The 18,819-nt window shown below is 61.4% G+C and carries 15 protein-coding genes; 7 read left to right on the forward strand and 8 right to left on the reverse strand.

Annotation, left to right across the window (positions count from 1 at the left end; translation table 11 throughout):
- Positions 1-77: 77 nt before the first annotated feature.
- Genes ltnD through otnK form a run of 3 tightly spaced genes read left to right on the forward strand, consistent with a single transcriptional unit; the run spans position 78 to position 3,117 of the window.
- Positions 78-1,013: an L-threonate dehydrogenase gene (gene ltnD, locus AC1RM7_RS00930; RefSeq protein WP_152544195.1), complete on the forward strand. Its 936-nt coding sequence runs from the start codon at positions 78-80 to the stop codon at positions 1,011-1,013.
- 35 nt (positions 1,014-1,048) lie between these two features.
- On the forward strand, positions 1,049-1,846 hold the full coding sequence (gene otnI / locus AC1RM7_RS00935) for a 2-oxo-tetronate isomerase (protein WP_024921310.1): 798 nt from the start codon (positions 1,049-1,051) through the stop codon (positions 1,844-1,846).
- The gene (otnK, locus tag AC1RM7_RS00940) at positions 1,843-3,117 is read left to right on the forward strand and encodes a 3-oxo-tetronate kinase (protein WP_024921311.1); all 1,275 of its coding nucleotides are present in this window, start codon (positions 1,843-1,845) and stop codon (positions 3,115-3,117) included. Before otnI ends, otnK begins: the two co-directional genes overlap by 4 nt.
- Position 3,118: 1 nt before the next feature.
- Here the strand turns inward: otnK and cynS are convergent, their stop codons facing one another.
- The 4 genes from cynS to AC1RM7_RS00960 are packed head-to-tail and all read right to left on the reverse strand — an operon-like array spanning position 3,119 to position 6,777.
- On the reverse strand, positions 3,119-3,607 hold the full coding sequence (gene cynS, locus AC1RM7_RS00945) for a cyanase (protein ID WP_006020176.1): 489 nt from the start codon (positions 3,605-3,607) through the stop codon (positions 3,119-3,121).
- Positions 3,608-3,633: 26 nt separating this feature from the next.
- Complete coding sequence (locus AC1RM7_RS00950; protein WP_024921312.1) at positions 3,634-4,548, reverse strand: ABC transporter ATP-binding protein; 915 nt, start codon at positions 4,546-4,548, stop codon at positions 3,634-3,636.
- A 4-nt stretch (positions 4,549-4,552) separates the two neighbouring features.
- The gene (ntrB, locus tag AC1RM7_RS00955) at positions 4,553-5,392 is read right to left on the reverse strand and encodes a nitrate ABC transporter permease (RefSeq protein WP_006020178.1); all 840 of its coding nucleotides are present in this window, start codon (positions 5,390-5,392) and stop codon (positions 4,553-4,555) included.
- Between the two features lie 2 nt (positions 5,393-5,394).
- Positions 5,395-6,777 (reverse strand): CmpA/NrtA family ABC transporter substrate-binding protein, encoded by a 1,383-nt coding sequence (locus AC1RM7_RS00960; RefSeq protein WP_024921313.1) that lies wholly within the window; start codon positions 6,775-6,777, stop codon positions 5,395-5,397.
- 166 nt (positions 6,778-6,943) lie between these two features.
- On the opposite strand from AC1RM7_RS00960, the gene AC1RM7_RS00965 reads away from it, so the two are divergent.
- From AC1RM7_RS00965 to AC1RM7_RS00980, 4 genes are all read left to right on the forward strand, one after another.
- Positions 6,944-8,872 carry a sigma 54-interacting transcriptional regulator gene (locus AC1RM7_RS00965; RefSeq protein WP_024921314.1) on the forward strand — a complete coding sequence of 643 codons (1,929 nt, stop codon included), beginning with the start codon at positions 6,944-6,946 and terminating at the stop codon, positions 8,870-8,872.
- 83 nt (positions 8,873-8,955) lie between these two features.
- Entirely contained in the window at positions 8,956-12,285 is a 3,330-nt protein-coding gene (locus tag AC1RM7_RS00970; protein WP_024921315.1) for a transglutaminase family protein, read from the forward strand.
- A 51-nt stretch (positions 12,286-12,336) separates the two neighbouring features.
- Complete coding sequence (locus AC1RM7_RS00975) at positions 12,337-14,844, forward strand: circularly permuted type 2 ATP-grasp protein (RefSeq protein WP_024921316.1); 2,508 nt, start codon at positions 12,337-12,339, stop codon at positions 14,842-14,844.
- On the forward strand, positions 14,841-15,719 hold the full coding sequence (locus tag AC1RM7_RS00980; protein ID WP_006020183.1) for a transglutaminase family protein: 879 nt from the start codon (positions 14,841-14,843) through the stop codon (positions 15,717-15,719). The genes AC1RM7_RS00975 and AC1RM7_RS00980 overlap by 4 nt, the downstream gene beginning before the upstream one ends.
- 22 nt (positions 15,720-15,741) lie before the next feature.
- On the opposite strand, the gene AC1RM7_RS00985 is transcribed toward AC1RM7_RS00980, so the two are convergent.
- The 4 genes from AC1RM7_RS00985 to AC1RM7_RS01000 all read right to left on the reverse strand — a co-directional run bounded on the left by AC1RM7_RS00985 (position 15,742) and on the right by AC1RM7_RS01000 (position 18,768).
- Entirely contained in the window at positions 15,742-16,314 is a 573-nt protein-coding gene (locus AC1RM7_RS00985) for a DUF4189 domain-containing protein (protein ID WP_006020184.1), read from the reverse strand.
- Between the two features lie 151 nt (positions 16,315-16,465).
- The gene (locus AC1RM7_RS00990; protein WP_006020185.1) at positions 16,466-16,702 is read right to left on the reverse strand and encodes a DUF6496 domain-containing protein; all 237 of its coding nucleotides are present in this window, start codon (positions 16,700-16,702) and stop codon (positions 16,466-16,468) included.
- Between the two features lie 107 nt (positions 16,703-16,809).
- The gene (locus tag AC1RM7_RS00995; protein ID WP_006020186.1) at positions 16,810-17,673 is read right to left on the reverse strand and encodes a class I SAM-dependent methyltransferase; all 864 of its coding nucleotides are present in this window, start codon (positions 17,671-17,673) and stop codon (positions 16,810-16,812) included.
- A 117-nt stretch (positions 17,674-17,790) separates the two neighbouring features.
- Positions 17,791-18,768 (reverse strand): zinc-dependent alcohol dehydrogenase family protein, encoded by a 978-nt coding sequence (locus AC1RM7_RS01000; RefSeq protein ID WP_024921317.1) that lies wholly within the window; start codon positions 18,766-18,768, stop codon positions 17,791-17,793.
- Between the last annotated feature and the right edge of the window lie 51 nt (positions 18,769-18,819).

Genomic DNA, 18,819 nt, shown 5'->3' on the forward strand with positions numbered 1-18,819 from the left:
GGTTTTCGGGACGGCTCAAACGCCATTTTGGAGGGGCCGCGGGCCGTGCTACCAAGCCTGTAACCGTTCGACGCCGAATGTACGAACAGGCAAAAACAGGGAGAGATATGTCCGAAAAAATGGGACGTGTTGGAGTCATCGGTCTCGGCTCGATGGGCTTTGGCATGGCGCTGTCGCTCAAGCGCGCAGGCTTCGATGTCGCGGGTTGCGACGTCGCGCCGGAAGCGGTCGCGCGTCTTGCGGCGGAGGGGGGCCGGGGCGTAGCGTCGCCAGCGGAGGCCGGGCGAGAGGCAGATGCGGTCGTCAGTGTCGTCGTGAACGCCGCGCAGACCGAGGCGATCCTGTTCGGCCCGCAAGGTGTGGCGGAGACCTTGCCCAAAGGGTCGGTTTTTATATCGTCCGCGACGATGGACCCGGATGTCGCGCGGCGGCTGGCGAAACAGCTTGAGGCAACCGGACGGCATTATCTCGATGCGCCGATCAGCGGCGGTGCGCAACGCGCCGCGCAGGGTGAACTGACGATCCTCGCTTCCGGCAGCAAAGCCGCATTCGCCAAGGCAAGGACTGCGCTCGATGCGATGTCCGCAAAGCTCTACGAACTCGGCGATGCACCAGGGCAGGGCGCGGCGTTCAAAATGATCAACCAGCTTCTGGCAGGCGTGCATATCGCAGCGGCCAGCGAGGCGATGGCCTTTGCGGCGAAGCAGGGTCTCGACATCGCCAAGGTTTACGAAGTCATCACGGCGTCGGCTGGAAATTCATGGATGTTCGAGAACCGTATGCCGCATGTGCTGGACGGCGACTACACGCCGCGCAGCGCCGTCGATATTTTCGTCAAGGATCTTGGCATCATTCAGGACATGGCGCGAACCGCGAAATTCCCGGTGCCGGTCTCGGCGGCGGCATTGCAGATGTTCCTGATGACGTCGGCCGCGGGGATGGGCCGCGACGATGACGCCTCGGTGGCTCGGATGTATGCGCGTGTGACTGGAACAAAACTGCCAGGTGGGTAAAGCAGAGTTGTAACTACAAGAAACGGAATCATCGAATGCCTCGTTTTGCGGCAAATCTAAGCATGATGTTCAACGAAGTGCCGTTTCTCGACCGCTTTGACGCGGCGGCGAAGGCGGGCTTTTCAGCGGTGGAGTTTCTCTTTCCTTACGAGCATTCGCCCGACGAAGTCGGTCAACGACTTCACGGCAATAACCTGACGCAGGCACTGTTCAATTTGTTTCCGGGCGACTGGAGCAAGGGCGAGCGCGGCTTTGCGGCCTTGCCGGATCGCTTTGCCGACGTGCAGAACAGCGTCCAGCAGGCGTTGCCTTATGCCGCTGCGACCGGCGTCAAACGGCTTCATCTGATGGCGGGAATTGCCGATCGCCGCGATCCGAAAGCAGTCGATGCGTTTCGCCGCTCCGTGGCCTGGACTGCCGAGGCGCTCGCCAAGGAAAACATCGATCTCATGCTGGAGCCGATCAATCCGCGTGACGTGCCGGGATATTTCCTGAACGATTTCGACTTCGCTGCGAGCGTGATCAACGATCTGAGAATGCCTAATCTGAAATTGCAGTTCGATATCTATCATCGGCAGATCGTCCATGGTGACGTCACCATGGCGTTGCGGCAGATGATGCCGATGATCGGCCACATCCAGATTGCGAGCGTTCCTTCGCGCAACGAGCCGTCAGCCGAGGAACTTAACTATCCCTTCCTGTTCGATGAACTCGACCGTTTGGGATATGGCGGCTTTGTCGGCTGCGAGTACCGGCCGAAAGGAAAAACGGCCGAAGGCCTCGGCTGGTTCGCGCCTTATGCTGCGAAGTCCAGGACCGGAGCGCGCGCGTGACACTGGCTCTGGGCTGCATCGCGGACGATTACACCGGCGCGTCCGATCTTGCCAACATGCTGACACGCTGCGGGCTACGGACGGTGCAGACCATCGGCGTTCCCGATGACGCGCTGGCGCTGCCCGATGTCGATGCCGTGGTGGTGTCGCTGAAGAGCCGCTCCATCGAGGCGTCTCAGGCGGTCGCGCGCTCTCGCGAAGCGGACAAGTGGCTGCGGGCGCGCGGCGCCTCGCATGTCCTCTTCAAGATATGTTCGACGTTCGATTCCACCGATGCGGGTAACATCGGTCCAGTGATGGACGCGCTGCGCGCTGATTCCGGCGATGCCATCGTATTGGTGACGCCCGCGTTTCCCGGAACGGGGCGCACAGTTTACCAAGGCAACCTGTTCGTGGGTAGCGTACCGCTGAATGAAAGCCCCCTGAAGGATCACCCGCTCAATCCCATGCATGACTCCAATCTGGAGCGGGTGCTGGCGCGGCAGAGTAAATCCAAGGTCGGTTTGGTTGATCTCGCCACCGTCGCAAAGGGCGCCGAAGCGATCCGCGCAAAGCTGATCGATTTTGCCAAACGGGGCATTGGTGCTGCGATCATCGATGCCGTGTTCGATCCCGAACTTGAGATCATTGGTCAGGTTGCGCTCGATCATCGTTTGTCGGTGGGTGCGTCGGGAATGGGCCTTGGGCTTGCCCGCGGCCTTGTCGCGTCGGGCAGGGTGAGGGCGGCCTCAGCGAGTGCCGATCAAAAGGGGATCGGTGGCCCCGTCGCTTGTCTTGCCGGAAGCTGCTCGCAGGCCACGCTGGCGCAGATCGCGCATGCGGAGAAATCGATGCCCGTGCTGCGGCTCGATCCTGAAAAGATTGTGGCAGGATCATCCGAGGTCCGGCGCGCGCTTGATTGGTCGCGCGATCATCTTGGCAAGGGGCCGGTCCTGATAGCGAGCAGTTCGACGCCCGATCAGGTTTCTGCGCTACAGGCGAGGCATGGCCGTGACGCTGCCGGTCACGCCATCGAGCAGGCGATGGCGGCGATCAGCGAAGGTCTGGTAGCTGCCGGCGTACGGCGGCTTGTGATCGCGGGCGGTGAAACCTCGGGCGCTGTGGTCGACCGCCTCGGCATCCCGGCGTTTCTGGTCGGTCCCGAGATTGCCGTAGGCGTCCCGGTGCTCCGCTGCGTGGGCTGGAGCAAGGGCGATGCGGTGACGGCGCTGAAGTCCGGTAACTTTGGCGGCCCGGATTTCTTCAACGACGCCATCCGCCTGATGCCTTGATTCAGGCTTCCTTGTAGCCGTATTCGAGATTGTTGCCGGTTGCGCCGTAATACTTGAACGGCAGGAACTTGCCGGTCATCACGAACTTGACGCGGTCACCCTTCGGGTTCGCCACGCGTTCCATGGCGAAATCGAAATCGATGGCCGACATGATGCCGTCGCCGAATTCCTCCTCGATCAGTGCTTTCCAGGCCGGTCCATTCACCATCACCATTTCATAGAAACGATAAATCAGAGGATCGGTCGGCGGCATCTGGGTGCCGTCGCCGCGCATGGGAATTTCGTTGATCATCGCGGTCTCGGCCTTCGACAGGCCGAACAGCTTGGCGGCATTCTCCGCCTGTGGCTTGGTGAGTTTCATCTGTCCGAGAATGGCGCCGACAATCAGCGCGTCGGAATGGCCGCCGATCTGTTCGCAGATGTGCTTCCAGGTCCAGCCGTTCTCTCGCTTGATGTCGAGCAGCTTTTCGGTGAGGTCGGATCGCTTCATGTCAATTCTCCAGTTTTGAAGGGCTGTCAGGCGGCACTGGTCTGGCCGGCTGCGGGCTTATCGAGAGGTGTGTTGCTCGTGACGATCGCGGGCTCAGTGAATCCGGGGCGGACGACGGGCACGTTGCGAGGATCGTGGGCCTTGTTGGTGTCCACGAAGGTTTTGCTGCGCGTCACGAGGAAATCGATGATGTGATTGCGCAGGGCGTAGTATTGCGGATGACGGTGAAGATCGATGCGGCCGCGATCCTTGGGCAGCGGATTTTCCAGAACCTCCGCTAGCACCGCACCGGGGCCGTTGGTCATCAGGAAGATCTTGTCGGCGAGATAGATCGCTTCGTCCACGTCATGTGTGATCATGAAGGCGGTCTGGCCGGTCTCCAGGCAGATGCGGCGAACCTCGTCCTGCAACGTTCCGCGCGTCAGCGCGTCGAGTGCGGAGAAGGGCTCATCCATCAGCATGATTTTCGGCGTGATCGACAGCGCGCGCGCGATACCGACGCGCTGCTTCATGCCGCCCGACAACTCTGAGGGCCTTTTGTGCTCGGACCCGGTGAGACCGACAATGTCGATAAACTTCTGAGCGTGGGCACGAACGCGCGCCTTGTCCCACTTGCGCCATTTCGACGAAACCGCGTAGGCGACATTGCCCATCACCGTGCGCCACGGCAGCAAGGCGTGGCTCTGGAAGATCACGGCTCGATCGAGGCTGGTGCCCTCGATAGCCTGACCATCGACGATCACGGTGCCTTCGGAGGGTTCGTCCAGCCCCGCGAGAATGTTGAGAACGGTCGTCTTGCCACAGCCGGAATGGCCGATCACGCAACCGAACTCTCCGCGGGGCATCGACAGCCAGAGGTCCTCGAAGATGGTCGTCTTCCCGCCATCCGGTGCCGGATAGTGCTTGGCGATGCCTTCGATAGAGATGAATTTCTCGATCATCACATCACTCCGGGAACGTGACCATGCGCGTAAATCGCGCAAGGATCTGGTCGAACATCATTCCAACCAGGCCGATGACCAGAATGGCGATGATGACGTTGGTGATCGAGAGATTGTTCCATTCGTTCCAGACGAAATAGCCAATGCCCGTTCCGCCGACCAGCATTTCCGCGGCGACGATGACGAGCCATGCGATGCCGATGGAAATGCGCATGCCGGTCAGGATGGTCGGCGCGGCTGCCGGAAGGATCACCGTGAAGGCACGGCGCATCGATCCGACCTCAAGCGTGCGGGCGACGTTGATCCATTCCTTGCGCACGGCGGAGACGCCGAATGCGGTGTTGATCAGCATCGGCCAGATCGCGCAGATGAAGATCACGAAGATCGCGGACGTATTGGAATCCTTGATGGTGTAGAGCGCCAGCGGCATCCAGGCGAGGGGAGAGATAGGTTTCAGAACCTGAATAAAAGGATCGAGTGCCTTGCTGATCAGCGGCGACATGCCGATCAAAAATCCGAGCGGGATTGCCACAATCACGGCGAGGAAGTAGCCAAGCAGGACGCGCGCGATCGAATAACCGAGCTGGATGCCGAGGCCCTTGTCGTTCGGACCGTTGTCGTAGAACGGGCTCTTGATGTGCTGCCAGAGTTTGGCGCCGACATCGAGCGGGCCCGGCATTGCCGATTTGCCCTGGGTCGCTGTCACACCCATCAGCTTTGCGTATTCCGGACTCATCGTGGCCACCGATCCGCTACCGCGCGTGGCAAGATGCCACGCGCCGATGAAGGCGAGGAAGATCGCAATCGACAGCACGGCCGCGCGAAGTTTCAGCGATGAGGTCATGCTTAGCTCGCCTTGCTGATCTTGAAGCTCTTGAGGTAATCCTCGGGCTTTGCCGGATCGAAGGGCTTGCCCATCACACTGAACGATTTCGTGATAGTTGTCGGGGGCGTCAGACCAACTTCCTTCATGAGCTTCGCCGTATCGGTGGCGAGATAGACCTGGCTCGCGATACCGGCGTAGTCGACGTCACCCTTGATCTGTCCCCAGCGCTTCATCTGGGTCATGATCCAGACCGCGAACGACTGCCAAGGGAACGGATCGAAATCGACGCGGTTCGGCTGTGTCACGATGTTGCCGAGTCCATCAGCAAAGGTGCCCGTGAGAATTTGCTCGAGGACGATTGGCGGCTGGTTGAGATAGTTCGCTGGCGAGATCGCCTCCGCGATCTGCTTGCGGTTTTCCGCCTTGTGGGCGAACGCCGTTGCATCGATGATCGATTTCAGCAGCGCCGCATAGGTATTCGGCATCGTGGTGACGAATTCCTTGGAAGCCGCGAACGCGCAGCAGGGATGGCCCTCCCAGATATCTTTCGTAAGGATGTGGATGAAGCCGACGCCGTCATAGACCGCGCGCTGGTTCATTGGATCGGGGCCGAGGAAGCCGTCGATGTTGTCGGCGCGAAGATTGGCGACCATTTCCGGCGGCGGCACGGCGCGGATCTGAACGTCGGTATCGGGATCGATACCGTGCTCCGCCAGGTAGTAGCGCAGCAGGTAATTGTGCATCGAGTAGTCGAACGGCACCGCGAACTTGAAACCCTTCCAGTCCTTCGGGTTGCGCTTGTCCTTGTGCTTGATCGCGAGGGTGATGGCCTGACCGTTGATGTTCTCGACGGCGGGCATCGTATAGGGAATCGGGTTGGAGCCCGCACCCATTGAAATCGCGATCGGCATCGGCGAGAGCATGTGCGCCGCGTCGTATTCCTTGTTGATGGTTTTGTCGCGGATCACCGCCCAGCCAGCGGTCTTGATCACTTCGACATTGAGGCCCTGCTTCTCGTAGAAGCCCATCGGCTTCGCCATGATAATCGGCGTCGCACATGTGATCGGAATGAACCCGACCTTGAGGTCCTTCTTCTCGAGCGGTGCGCCTTGCGCAAACACTTCGGTCGCGGTCTTCAGAGGGAAGAATTGCGAGACGGCGGCGACGGCGGTCGCCGCGCCGACCGATTTCAGGAATGCGCGGCGTGCGGCATCCTGCGGAAACATCGCGCGCATGACGGCGGAGGCGACAACGCCTTCGTAGCGCCGGTCCTCGCTGTGTGGGGTCTCGGCCTGGAGCTGGAGCGCGGCTTCGTGCTCGGCTTCGCTCGTGTGTCGGCCGCAAGCGCAGCCGAAAGAGGAGAGGCGGCGGTTCGGATCGAACGGATTATCGAAGGTGGACATGAAACCTCCTGCATGGGCGTTTCAATCCGTTACGCAAACCTCGTGCCACCGCCGTTTTGCGCGATTTATCAATGTCACTGCGCCGCAGCGGTAACATTGTCGGTTACGAGATTTCGTGATACACGATTACTCGTAGTTTAATTACGATATTTCGTAGCGAGGGATCATGGACGTTTCCCTGTCGTCGGGACCGGAAAAGAGCCTTGATCTGTGGGGCGCGGCGTTCGATTTTGCGGCTGAGCCGATGATGTTGCTGGACCCCCACGGGGATCGCATCGTCGATGCCAACCCTGCCGTGTGCACGCTGCTCGGATACGACCGTGCTCTGCTGCGCCAGATGAAGATCAGCGCCTTGCATGCCGGGCAGTTGCCCGCGCTGATCGTTTTCACGCAGGCCGTGTTCGACAGGGGCTCGTTCTGGACCACGTCGCTGACGCCGCGTCACGCTGCGGGAAACGAACTGCGGCTGGAATATACCGGGTCGCTGATCCCGCAGGAGGGCACGCCGCTGGTGCTGTTGGCGATGAGCGATCTTGAACAGCGCCGCCGCCGGCTGGTCGATGTCACGGCGGAAGATCACATGCGCGGCGGTATTGCTGCCTGGCAGCGCGTCGAGCGCGTCTTCCGCGACATCGAGCGCGAGAACCAGTTGATCCTGCGTGCGGCGGGCGAGGGCATCTACGGCGTCAATGCCGAAGGTAAGACCACGTTCGTCAATCCGGTCGCCGAGCGCCTGCTCGGCTGGTCGGCTGAGGAACTGGTCGGCACCGATATTCATTCCACCGTGCATCATACCCATCACGATGGGCGGCATTATCCGCACGAGGACTGTCCGATCTACGCCGCGTTCCGCGACGGCGCGGTGCATCAGGTCAATGACGAGGTGTTCTGGCGCAAGGACGGCACGCCGGTTTGGGTCGAGTACACATCCACACCGATCCGCGATCGTGGCGTGGTGGTCGGTGCGGTGATCGTGTTCCGCGATGTCAGCCAGCGCCGCGAGGCGGACGAAAAGCTTCGCGCCGCGCTCGCGGAAGTCGATCAATTGCGCGAGCGTCTCGAGCAGGAAAACGCCTATTTGCAGGAGGAAATCCGCACCGAGACGAATCCCCGCGGTATTATCGGGCGTACCGCGGCAGTGCAGAAGACGCTGCGGCAGGTCAGCCTCGTTGCGCCGACCGACGCGACCGTAATGATCACCGGCGAATCCGGGACCGGCAAGGAACTGATCGCGCGCGCTATCCACGAGGCGAGCCAGCGCAGCGACCGCCCGCTGATCCGGGTCAACTGTGCAGCCATTCCGCGTGAACTGTTCGAGAGTGAATTTTTCGGCCATGTCCGCGGAGCGTTCACCGGGGCGTTGCGCGATCGCGTCGGACGGTTTGAACTGGCTGATGGCGGGACGCTGTTTCTCGATGAAGTCGGAGAAATTCCGCTGGAGCTTCAGGGCAAGCTGCTGCGCGTGTTGCAGGAAGGGCATTTCGAGCGCGTCGGCGAGGAACGCACGCGCGCCGTCAATGTCCGTGTTATCGCCGCGACCAACCGCGAACTGAAACAGGAGGTGAAGCAGGGGCGTTTTCGCGAGGATCTCTATTTCCGGCTCAATGTATTTCCGGTCGAAACCGTGCCGCTGCGCGACCGCCGTGAAGACATTCCATTGCTTGCAAAGCACTTCCTGAGCAGCGAGGGCAAATCGCTGAAATCCGACCTGCGGTTGTCGGAAGGCGATGTTCGCCGCCTGATGCAATACGACTGGCCCGGCAATGTCCGCGAATTGCAGAATGTGATCGAGCGCGCGGCCATTCTGGCCCAGAACGGACGGCTACGGATTGACCTGCCGATTCAGCAAGCGGGGGCCGAGCTCCCCGCAGCGTCGCGGCGTCCCAGAAATGGAGCGCCGCCAGCCATCATGACCGACGACGAAATGCGGGAACACGAACGCAACAATATCCTGGCTGCGCTGAAGGCGTCCGGCGGCAAGGTATTTGGCAAGGATGGCGCGGCGGAACTGCTTGCGATCAAGCCCACAACGCTGGCGTCGCGCATCAAATCGCTCGGCATTTCGGCACGAAACCCCGATTCGCCAATGCGTTAGGCAGTTCCTGCTCGTTGTTAGCGCTTGATAGAGGCTCAGCCAGGTGTTCTGCTCAAAAAACAAGCCATTGAGGTTGTTGCGCAGTGTCCATCGCCGTCGCCCTGCATCACGTCACACATTATAGGTACGATCAGCCCGTCAGCCTGGGGCCGCAGGTCATCCGATTGCGGCCGGCGCCACATTCGCGCACACGGGTTTCCAGCTATTCGCTGAAGGTTTTGCCCGAGAAGCATTTCGTCAACTGGCAGCAGGATCCGCAAGGGAACTGGCTCGCGCGCTTCGTGTTTCCCGAGCCGACGCTTGAATTCAAGATCGAGGTGGACTTCATCGCCGATATGGCGGTGGTCAATCCGTTCGACTTTTTTGTCGAGCCGTACGCGGAAACGTTTCCATTTCAATATCCGGCTGACCTTGCCGACGAGCTTGCGCCCTATCTGAGGACCGAGCCAGTCACGCCGTTGCTCGCGGAATATCTTGCGAGCATTCCGCGCGGACCGACCAACACTGTGAACTTCCTTGTCGAACTCAACGCGAAGCTGCGCGACAGGATCAATTACGTCATCCGCATGGAGCCGGGAATTCAGACGCCTGAAGAGACGTTGCGGAGCGGCGCGGGCTCGTGCCGCGACTCCGCCTGGCTTCTGATTCAGGCGCTACGCAATCTTGGATTGGCGGCGCGCTTCGTCTCCGGCTATCTCATTCAGTTACGCCCTGACATCGACCCGTTGCAGGGGCCCCGAGAAGTCGAGGCTGATTTCACCGATCTTCATGCGTGGGCGGAGGTTTATCTGCCCGGCGCCGGGTGGATCGGTTTCGATGTGACGTCGGGCATGCTGACAGGCGAGGGACATATCCCAGTCGCGGCGTCTCCGCACTACCGGACCGCAGCACCGATCAGCGGCAATGTCAGTTCTGCCAATGTCGATTTCGGTTTCGAGATGAAGGTGACACGCGTCAACGAGGCGCCGCGCATCACCAAGCCATTCTCCGACGATTCATGGCGGCGTCTCGATGCGCTGGGCGAAAAGGTGGATGCCGATCTCGCGGCCGATGACGTCCGGCTGACAATGGGCGGTGAGCCGACATTCGTCTCGATCGACGATCTGGAGTCCGCCGAGTGGAATACAGCCGCAGTCGGCCCGACCAAGCGCGGCATTGCCGATAATCTCATCCGCCGCTTGCGCACGCGCTTTGCACCAGGTGGCCTGCTGCATTACGGGCAGGGTAAGTGGTATCCGGGTGAAAGCCTGCCACGTTGGGCTTTCGGGCTCTACTGGCGCAAGGACGGCGTGCCGATCTGGCGGAATCCCGATCTGATCGCGCCGATGGAAGGGCCACGCTCTGCGAAGATCGAGCAGGCGGAAAAATTCGCCGCAGGTGTTGCGGAGAAACTCGGTGTCGATGCCGATTATGTTTTGCCGGCTTATGAGGATCAGGCGCACTGGTTGCTGAAGGAGAACAGCCTTCCCGGCAATGTCGATCCAAGCGATTCGAAGCTCGCCGATCCGGAAGAACGCTCGCGCATGGCGCAGGTGTTTCAGCAGGGGCTGAACGTGCCGCGTGGCTTCGTGCTGCCGGTACAACGCTGGAATGCGAAGGCCGCCAGCCGCTGGCGGAGCGAGAAATGGAATCTCCGGCGCGGAAATCTGTTCCTGATGCCCGGCGATTCGCCACTGGGTCTGCGGCTGCCGATGAATTCACTACAATGGATTCCGCCGGAGGATTATCCCTATATCGTTGAGCAGGACCCGACGGAAGAGCGCGAACCGCTGCCGGTGTTCGATGCTACGGCTGCTTCGTCCGAGCCGGTCGCTCAGCCACCCGTATTCGATGGGGGAGCATTGGCAGATGGCGGACCGCGCCAGTTCATTCAGGAGCAGCAGGCTGGCGGAAAGGGCGGTGTCCGCACGGCGCTGTCAATTGAGATTCGCGACGGCATTCTCTGCGCATTCATGCCGCCGGTGGAGAAGCTCGAGGACTATCTCGAACTGATCGCGGTGGTGGAGGCAACCGCAGAGGACATGAAGCTTCAGGTTCATGTCGAAGGTTACGCTCCGCCTTACGATCCGCGCGTAGAGGTCATCAAGGTCACCCCAGATCCCGGTGTGATCGAGATCAATATTCATCCGGCGAAGAACTGGCGCGAAATCGTCGATACGACCATCAGCCTTTATCAGGAGGCGGCGCATGTTCGCCTCGGCGCGAACCGTTTCCTGATCGACGGCCGTCACACCGGCACCGGCGGCGGCAACCACGTTGTTGTGGGGGGCGGCACGCCTGCGGACTCGCCGTTCCTGCGGCGGCCCGATCTGCTCAAGAGCGTGGTGCTCTATTGGCAGCGTCATCCGTCGCTGTCCTATCTGTTTTCCGGGATGTTCATCGGACCGACCAGTCAGGCCCCGCGTATCGATGAAGCTCGGCACGACGCGCTCTATGAGCTGGAAATCGCGCTCTTTAACATTCCGCAAAAAGGCGAGAAAGTGCCGCTGTGGCTGGTCGATCGCACCTTCCGGCATTTGCTGGTCGACATTACCGGCAACACCCATCGTGCCGAAATCTGCATCGACAAACTTTATTCACCCGACAGCCCCACAGGGCGTCTCGGTCTCGTCGAATTCCGCGCGCTGGAGATGCCGCCTGACGCGCGCATGAGCCTTGCGCAGCAGCTTGTGATCCGCGCGTTGATCGCGAAATTCTGGCGCGAACCGCAGGATGGCCGCTTCGTGCGCTGGGGGACGACACTGCATGATCGCTTCATGCTGCCGTATTTCCTCTGGGAGGATTTCAGGGGCGTGCTCTCGGATTTGAAGCAGGCTGGTTACGATTTCGAGCCGGAATGGTTCGAGGCGCAACTCGAGTTTCGGTTCCCGGTGTTCGGGAGCGTCCAGCACGGCGGTGTGACGCTTGAGCTTCGTCAGGCCCTTGAGCCATGGCATGTGCTCGGCGAGGAAAGCTCCGCAGGCGGTACGGTGCGTTATGTCGACTCATCAGTCGAGCGATTGCAGGTCAAGGTCAACGGCTTTATCGAGGGCCGGCACGTGATCACCTGCAATGGCCGCCGGTTGCCGATGACGAATACCGAACGCGCGGGCGAGGCCGTCGCCGGCGTACGCTTCAAGGCATGGCAGCCATCGTCGGGTCTTCACCCGACGATCCCGGTTCACGCCCCGCTGACTTTCGACATTCTGGACACATGGAATGGCCGCTCGCTGGGCGGCTGTGTCTACCATGTCGCCCATCCAGGGGGGCGGAGCTACGACACCAAGCCGGTCAATAGCTACGAGGCCGAAGCGAGGCGGCTTGCCCGCTTTCAGGACCACGGGCACACGCCGGGCCCGATAACTGTGCCTTCCGAGGAACGGACCCTCGAATTTCCCCTGACTCTGGACCTCCGGACGCCGCTCCCGCATTGAGGCCGCCGCCATAATCGGCGAAGTTGTCGCGAAGAGCAGAAAGCGAGTCGGATGGCGGACACGGACAGCGGAGAAAAGGCACCGCGAGCAGCGCAGCGCGATCTTCTGGATTGCACCCGCGGCTATACGCCGTTGCCCGGAATTCCGGACGAATTCCTCGACTCAGAGGGCCAGCCGCGCGAGGTATGGACCCGGTTCTTCGACGCGTTCTCCACGCTCACGCCGGGCGAGATCGAACGCCGCTTTGCGTCCGCGGATCAGCATATGCGCGACGCCGGCGTCACATATCGCGCACCGGGTGACGCTGCGGATCGTTCCTGGCCGCTCAGCCATCTGCCGCTGCTGATCGACGAAGCCGAATGGAAGCAGATTTCGGAAGGCGTCGCCCAGCGCGCGGAGCTTTTGGAACAGATCTTGCGCGATTTGTATGGCGAAGGCCGGTTGATTGCGGAGGGTGCTTTGCCGGCGGCCGCCGTCGCCGGCAGCGCGGAATATCTGCGCTCGGTTTGCGGCGTGACGCCGCCCGGCGGACATTATCTCAATCTCTACGCGGCCGACATCGGCCGTGGACCCGACGGGCGCTGGTGGGTGCTGAACGACCGCACGCAGGCGCCGTCCGGTGCGGGTTATGCACTCGAAAACCGGCTGGTGCTGTCGCGCGCACTGACGAACCTCTACACGTCGATGAATGTCGAGCGCGTCGCGCCGTTCTTTGAGGCGTTCCGCGACAGCCTGCGGGCCATTGCCGATCGCGACGAACCGCGCATCGGGCTGCTCACGCCGGGCAATTCCAGCGAAACCTATTCCGAACACGCCACATTGGCGCGTTATCTTGGCTTTCTGCTGGTGGAAGGTGATGATCTGGCGGTGAGCGAGGATCGGCTGCACGTCCGCACCGTTGCCGGCCTGAAGCGCCTTGACGTGCTGCTGCGGCGGGTCGACTCGAATTTTCTCGATCCCCTCGAGCTCGATGCGCGTTCCATGCTCGGCGTTCCGGGCCTGATCGATGTCATCAGAAAGGGCGGCGTGGCTGTCGCCAACATGCCCGGCTCCGGCGTGATGGAAGCGCGGACGCTGCTCGGTTTCCTGCCGAGCCTGAGCCAGCGCTTCTTCGGCGAAGACCTGAAGATGCCGCACATCGCCACGTGGTGGTGCGGGCAGAAATCCGCCCGTGACGAGGTGCTTTCGCGCCTCGATGACATGGCGATCGACGGTGCTTACGGACCGTCTGTGCCCGGTTTCCCGGGCCGTGGTCCGATTGTCGGCAGTTCCCTTTCCAAAGATGAGCGCGCGCAGTTGGTCGATGCTATCGGCAAACGCGGCATCGACTATGTCGGGCAGGAGATGGTGCGCCTCTCCACGACGCCGGTTTGGGACAACGGGCATATCTCTCCACGCCCGTTCGTTCTCCGGGTTTTCGCCGCCGCCACGCCGAAAGGCTGGACCATCCTGCCGGGCGGGTTCTGCCGCATCGCCGACAAGCCTGATGCGCGCGCGGTGTCAATGGGCGAGGGCGCACGCGCCGCCGACGTCTGGGTTGTATCGGAGAAGGAAGTCGCGACGTCCACGTTGTTGCCGCCGAGCGATGCCGTTCGTATCAGGCGCATTGCCGGATGGGTGCCAAGCCGCGCGGCAGACAATCTGTTCTGGCTTGGCCGTTATCTGGAGCGGGCCGAGGCTACGCTGCGGCTGGTTCGTGCGCTCGGCGGCGCATTGCGTGAACCCGGCAAGGGCCCATCGCCGATGCAACCGGTGATCGAACGCATTCAGCGGTTGCTCGTCGCGTGGGGCGCAACCTCGCCATCGACGCGCACCAAACTCGCGACCACAGCGGCGCAAGCGCTTCAGGCCAAGGACAAGTTCGGCTCTGCGCTGTCGCTGGTTCGTTCCGCGCAACGCACCGCCACTACATTGCGCGAGCGCCTTTCGCCCGATGCGTGGCATGTCATCACCGGCATGGTCGAACGCTTGTCGGAAAAGGCCGAAGACGATGAAGCGTTGCTTGAGGCCGCGGAGTGGACCCTGCAATCACTGGCGACGTTCGCAGGTCTTGCGCAAGAGAACATGAACCGCGCCGCGGGCTGGCGCTTTCTCGAGATGGGCCGCCGCGTCGAGCGGGCCATCAACACTGCGCGTTTTGCGCGTCAGTTCGCCGACGACAAGGCAACTGCCGAGGACCTCGACCTGCTGTTGACGCTGGTCGATTGCCAGATCACCTATCGTTCGCGCTATATGGTGGGGCCCGTACTGGCGCCGGTGCGCGACCTGGTTGTGCTGGATTCCTTCAATCCGCGTTCGGTGGCGTTCCAGATCGCGGCGCTCAACGAGCACATCGCGAGCCTGCCGAGCATGCGCGAAGGCGGCCTGATCGATCCGCCGCATCGTTGTGCTGTCAGCCTCCAGGCTGCGATGATCGCGGGGGAGGCAGAGTCATTCGATGCAAAGACCCTGTTCTCGCTTGAGCAGGACCTGCTGAATCTGGCTGATGCGATCGGATCGCACTACTTTCCGCACGGAAGTCTCGCGTTGCGCCCCGAGAAGCTCACGGGGTTTGCGTGATTTACGACATTCGTCATGTCACCACGTATTCCTATGAGAGCCCGGTCAGCTTTGCGCGCTGCTCACTGAGGCTCGAGCCAAAAAACGGCGATGGCCAGCATTTGATCTCCCATCACGTCGAGATCAAGCCGACACCGCTCGATCGTGCGGTGAGGACGGACTTCTTCGGCATCCGTACTGAAAGTATCGTGATCGAGACCGCGCACCGCGTTCTGCGTATTGATGCGCGATCGCGCGTGGACGTCACACGCACCGCTCTGCCGCGCGACATGGCCTCTCCCGGTTGGGAACAGGTGCGCGAAGCCGCCTTCACGTCGAACGGCCTCGCAGCGGTCTCTCCTGTCGGATATTTGTTCGCCAGCCCGCTTGTGCCGATCCAGCCGACAATTACCGCCTACGCTGCGGAATGTTTTCCGGCCGGCGGTGAGGCGTTCGTCTCGTCGGTTGAACTAATGCGACGGATCAACCGTGACTTTGTCTATGACTCGAAAGCAACTGAGATATCGACGCCGCTGTTAGAGGTCTTCAAGAAGCGGCGAGGGGTCTGTCAGGATTTCGCACATATCATGATCGCGGGGCTGCGCGGCCTCGGGCTGCCCGCGGCTTATGTCAGCGGTTATCTGCGGACCACGCCTCCGCCGGGGCGTCCGCGGCTACAGGGCGCGGACGCGACGCATGCCTGGGTGTCGGTGTGGTGTGGCGAGGAGATCGGATGGGTGGGGTTCGACCCTACCAACGATCTGGTGATCGGCAACGATCATGTCGTTCTCGCGGTGGGCCGCGACTACACCGATGTCTCGCCTGTCGATGGAATTATTGTCGGATCGCGCAAGCAGAAGCTGGCCGTGGCGGTCGATGTGATTCCGGCGGCCTAAGCGCCGCTGAGGCCCCGGGCAATCAGCTCTTGTGGCTTCCATCCGCGCAGAACGAAACCCGGATGTTGCAATCCGACGGGCTGCGGCCTTCCTTGCGGCAGCGCGCTGCCGCAGCATCGATGGCTTGACCGAGCGTAGGGCCTTCGGCTGTGAAGGCGCCCCAGTAACGGGTCCGTCGGATACGTGTGGTGTAGAACGACATCGCGCCGCATTTGGTCGTGGATGAGACCTTGCAACCGCGCCCGCCGTTGTTGACGCACAGGGTCAGCGCGCGCGCCTCGGCTTCATCCCGCGTTGCCTTCTGCCACACGGCGCCCCAGGCGCCGCGCGCGGCAAACCCGATGGCGGCCCATTGTTCGCCGGGAGGCTGGTTGGCTTTCTGTCTCAGGGCGTCCAGCCGTATCCTGGCAAGGGCTGCGAATGTGCCATTCGGATATTTATCAAGGTAGGCTGAGATTTCAGCGGGATTTTTTGAGTCTTTCACCGAGTTCCAGAAGGTGATCTCAACGCTGGTGTCGGCCTGTGCCGTCGCCGCGCCTGGTTGCACCAACAAGGCAACTGCAAGCGCCAGCGCACGACAGATCTTCGGTAGCATCGTTCAGCCTGTCCCCGGGTTCGGCGCGCAGACTAAAAGTCCGCCTTGTCCTTGTCGAGCGGGCAGGCTGGGGCCAGTGGAAAACCACATTTGCCATCGGCATTACGCGACAAACTTAATGCCCGCGATGCTGGTGGATTTGACCTGCGCGTTATGACGTCGACCGCTTCGTCTTTTTTGCCTTCTTTGTTTTCCGGGCTTTTGACGCAGACTTCTTTGCCGGCACCTTCTTTCCTTCCTTGCGGGCTTCAGAAAGGCCGATCGCGATGGCTTGCTTCCGGCTCTTGACCGTTTTGCCGGATCCGCCGCTCTTTAGCGTACCCTTCTTTCGCTTGTGCATCGCACGCGCGACTTTCTTTGCTGCACCTTTCGAGTATTTCCGCGCCATCGTTGTCTCCGCAATGGATTGCCGGATACGAATAAGCGCCGAGAACAATGTTATGTTCCCGCAGCAACACGCGGCCCATGCTGGCAGGGAATTCGGATTGCCAGGGACTAGCGGCTGTTCGCCGCGGTAACGATCCAGATCGAGCCGCCGAGAGGGACCGTGTCGCCCTTCTGGTGCGCAGCAAGCATTGTGCGAATCGCCTGCGTGGCCGCTTCGATTCTGTCCGGCGGCTGGTTGTCGAGCGCGCGACTGGCGGGACCGATCGCAAGGACAGTCTCGATGGCCGCTTCGAGGCCGCGGCCTGTCGCGATGTCGAGCGACAGATCGGCTCGCTCCATTTTGATATCCGAGAAACCTGCGTCGCCAAGGATGCCGCGGACCCGTTCCTCGCTCGCGAACGAGAACGGGCCCGGATCGTCCGGCTTCACCTCGGGAAGTTTCGGCACGAATTTGTAAGCCTCCTGCAGGCCGAGCATCATCCATGGATTGTCGCGCGGTGTCCGCCAGCAGGCGAAGGCGAGGCGACCGCCCGGCCGCAAAGCTTTGCGCAGGTTTGCAAAGGAGTCCGTGGGCTGTGCAAAGAACATCACGCCGAAGCGGGAGAACAGCATGTCCGCGCTTTCCGGCGCAAAAGGATACACGGTGGCGTCCGCCAGCACGAACTCGACCGGCGCATTCGCCGGCGCAAGCTTTCGGGCCCGCCCCAGCATCGGCTCGGAAATGTCGATACCGGTCACTCGGCCGGTGGCCCCTACCTGCTTCAGGAGATCAAAGGAGGTGGCACCGCAGCCGCAACCGACGTCGATGATGGCTTCGCCAGCCTTGACGGTCGCACGGTCGATCAGGATTTTGGAGACCGGCGCAAGCACAACGTCCTGGAGCTGCTGCCGGTCGGTCCAGTGCCGGCCACCTGGACCATTCCAGTACGCGATCTGATCGGCATTGCGGTGGTCGATAGCAGGTTGGGTCATGGGGCGCTCCGATGATGCGGATTGTTCTAGGCCAGTCTGGCCGCCCTGAACAGGGAAGCCCACCCATGCATCATCGAAGCGCCGATGAACGTTCGCTTCCGGTTTTGAAGCGATTTTTCAGCCGCCCTTGAACAGGATTTTGCCCGCGCCTTTGGCAGCGTGGGAAATCGCGGCCTTGGACTCAGTGAGCGGATAGGTTGCCTCCACCGGCGTGTAGATTGTTCCGTCCGCGATCCAGCTCGCCACCTGCTTCTGAACCTCCAGAGCGCGTTCCGGCGAGTTTTTGTTAAACCAGTTCAGCAGCCAGAATCCCTTGAGCGTAAGGTCGCGGAAAATATTCGGAGCCGTGAAGAAAGGGCCGGGTCCGCCGCTCATCACGCCGTAGGCGACAAGCGTGCCGCCATTGGCGAGGCAATCGTTCAGCGGCATCAGGCCAGGTCCGCCGACGCTGTCGAGCGCGAGCATGATCTTGGCCTTGTCGGTCGCTTCCCTGACACGCTTGGCCAGATCCGGCCCCTCGACCAGCACGACATCGGCGCCAAGCTTCTTGAGTTCTTCAATCAGTTCCGGGCGGCGTACGACGCTGACGGTATGAATGCCCATCTTCTTTGTGATGGCGATGACGGCGCGTCCGACGGCCGAATTTCCCGCGCTCTGGATCACCCAGTCACCTTTCTTGAGGGCGACATACTCGGTCAGCATGAGATACGCCGTCGGCGGGTTGACCATCAGCATCGAAAGCTGCTGCGGGTCTGCGTTCGCCGGCAATGCAAAGAGACCGTCGGCCTTGACCTTGGCGCGTGTGAGCCAGGTCGACGCGCCCCGCGGAAACAGAACACGATCGCCTTCCTTGATTCCGGTCACGCCGGAGCCGATCTTGGCGACGCGGGCGACGCCTTCGGCGCCAACCGGTGCCGGCAAGTTCGGTTTCACGCCATACATCCCACGCATCAGCACGAGATCGGATGGATTGATCGGGGAAAATTCCATGTCGACGACGATCTCGCCGGCACCCGGTGCTCCGGGATCGGGGAGGCTGACGGTCTCGACAACTTCCCATGGCTTGCCGAAAGCGTTGATCTGAACGTTGTGCATGATGACCTCCCATGATCGCCGCTTGGCGGCCCGTTGCGAAATGTTATAAAT

Source organism: Afipia sp. GW822-FHT03D08, assembly GCF_058801645.1.

What these genes read in the sequence shown, in the direction of transcription:
- AC1RM7_RS01000 (WP_024921317.1), bottom strand. Translation starts at nt 18,768, where the DNA reads ATGCACAACGTTCAGATCAACGCTTTCGGCAAGCCATGGGAAGTTGTC.
- AC1RM7_RS00975 (WP_024921316.1), top strand. Translation starts at nt 12,337, where the DNA reads ATGGCGGACACGGACAGCGGAGAAAAGGCACCGCGAGCAGCGCAGCGC.
- cynS (WP_006020176.1), bottom strand. Translation starts at nt 3,607, where the DNA reads ATGAAGCGATCCGACCTCACCGAAAAGCTGCTCGACATCAAGCGAGAG.
- AC1RM7_RS00965 (WP_024921314.1), top strand. Translation starts at nt 6,944, where the DNA reads ATGGACGTTTCCCTGTCGTCGGGACCGGAAAAGAGCCTTGATCTGTGG.
- AC1RM7_RS00950 (WP_024921312.1), bottom strand. Translation starts at nt 4,548, where the DNA reads ATGATCGAGAAATTCATCTCTATCGAAGGCATCGCCAAGCACTATCCG.
- ltnD (WP_152544195.1), top strand. Translation starts at nt 78, where the DNA reads ATGTACGAACAGGCAAAAACAGGGAGAGATATGTCCGAAAAAATGGGA.
- AC1RM7_RS00985 (WP_006020184.1), bottom strand. Translation starts at nt 16,314, where the DNA reads ATGCTACCGAAGATCTGTCGTGCGCTGGCGCTTGCAGTTGCCTTGTTG.
- AC1RM7_RS00995 (WP_006020186.1), bottom strand. Translation starts at nt 17,673, where the DNA reads ATGACCCAACCTGCTATCGACCACCGCAATGCCGATCAGATCGCGTAC.
- AC1RM7_RS00960 (WP_024921313.1), bottom strand. Translation starts at nt 6,777, where the DNA reads ATGTCCACCTTCGATAATCCGTTCGATCCGAACCGCCGCCTCTCCTCT.
- otnI (WP_024921310.1), top strand. Translation starts at nt 1,049, where the DNA reads ATGCCTCGTTTTGCGGCAAATCTAAGCATGATGTTCAACGAAGTGCCG.
- ntrB (WP_006020178.1), bottom strand. Translation starts at nt 5,392, where the DNA reads ATGACCTCATCGCTGAAACTTCGCGCGGCCGTGCTGTCGATTGCGATC.
- AC1RM7_RS00990 (WP_006020185.1), bottom strand. Translation starts at nt 16,702, where the DNA reads ATGGCGCGGAAATACTCGAAAGGTGCAGCAAAGAAAGTCGCGCGTGCG.